Here is a 1,198-nt window from a genome sequence, read left to right as displayed (position 1 = left end):
AAGACCTCTTTCACCTGTCATTTCTCTGTGTCAGATAAGGCATACCGGCCATACCAACGCACCAACCAAAGAATGATCTCACCAGAGTAGTGCTTCCATTTAAAGGGTTGATTCTTCTTAAATCGTTTACGTCTAGCCACAGTAATTCACTCTTAATTTCAGTTGATTGCTACACCATACTCAAATCTAAATTTTTCGCAACAGTGCCGCAAATCACCCATCACGAAAAAACAAGGGAAATACCGATCACCCATCACAATATCATCCTTATGAATGCTGTCCTTAATTTGTCTTAACAGCGCGTGTTCACCCGTTCCTTTACCTTTATAAGCGCCAACTGCATAATCAATAATGCCTCCCGTTGTAAGTGACATAATGGCAACAAGTCGCATAATAGGGAAGCCTGCGCCTGCCTTTTGAGCATCATGTTGAGGATAACGTGATTGATTTTCCTCGCTATCTGCCATCGTAAGGCTTGTCCCATCAATAAGCTTCACCTCTCGATTATAAATCTTCCAACGTGCATTACTGCTTTTAGATAAACTATCTCCACTGAGTTTAACGAGTGATTCAAGCGTTTCTATTGGTAACTTTTGACGTGCTTTACAGTAAGGTCCTGTATTGCTTGATGGGATGTTATTATTATCCTCTGTCGACACTGATGCAAGGAAAGTAGCAACCGTATTTTTGCATGATTTATCTGGAGAGAGTACTTGCCGTATAAATAGTATGAGTGTTACAAATGGCGTATAAAAACGCGATCTAAAGCTTCGGCAATTGTTGATGATGCTTTGAAACTTATCGGAGGACAGAAGGCTTTCAATGCTTAGACTTCCTTCATCATCTAAAAGGGTTGCTTTTTGTTTTTCAATTTGTGATTTTAGTTTATTAATTACATAATGCATCTGTCAGTTTCCGTCTGAGTTGTTAGACGAAAATATACAACCTTATACGGTTGCTGACTTCAAGTGATTATTGCGCTAAAGTGCGTTTTTGTTCAGATCTAGCTCTTAAGGTAGTGCCATTAGTCCCTAAAACTGTTAAAAACTGGAAAAAGGTGTTTTTAGCGAATGCAAGCCTGGCTTTTAATATCGATAGCGCTGTGGCGGAGTTTAAGGATGAAATTAAAACCAAAGAAAAAGAAGTGAATGAACTTCACCGTCAACTGGGCAAACGCACAGCGGAGTTGGAGTGGGCG

The 1,198-nt window shown here is 39.9% G+C and carries 2 protein-coding genes and 1 pseudogene; 1 reads left to right on the top strand and 2 read right to left on the bottom strand.

Annotation, left to right across the window (positions count from 1 at the left end):
- Positions 1-17 precede the first annotated feature (17 nt).
- Both C200_RS15255 and C200_RS15655 read right to left on the bottom strand, forming a co-directional pair.
- On the bottom strand, positions 18-140 hold the full coding sequence (locus C200_RS15255) for a hypothetical protein (RefSeq protein ID WP_457620995.1): 123 nt from the start codon (positions 138-140) through the stop codon (positions 18-20).
- Between the two features lie 18 nt (positions 141-158).
- Positions 159-905 carry a transposase gene (locus tag C200_RS15655; RefSeq protein WP_016212339.1) on the bottom strand — a complete coding sequence of 249 codons (747 nt, stop codon included), beginning with the start codon at positions 903-905 and terminating at the stop codon, positions 159-161.
- A 113-nt stretch (positions 906-1,018) separates the two neighbouring features.
- On the opposite strand from C200_RS15655, the pseudogene C200_RS13995 reads away from it, so the two are divergent.
- Positions 1,019-1,198: pseudogene (locus C200_RS13995) on the top strand (IS3 family transposase); the annotation flags it as partial.

The organism is Piscirickettsia salmonis LF-89 = ATCC VR-1361 (assembly GCF_000297215.2).
GTDB classification, from domain to species: domain Bacteria; phylum Pseudomonadota; class Gammaproteobacteria; order Piscirickettsiales; family Piscirickettsiaceae; genus Piscirickettsia; species Piscirickettsia salmonis.
The sequence above is the reverse complement of the archived record's forward strand: the minus strand, read 5'-3'. Positions and strand labels throughout refer to the sequence as shown.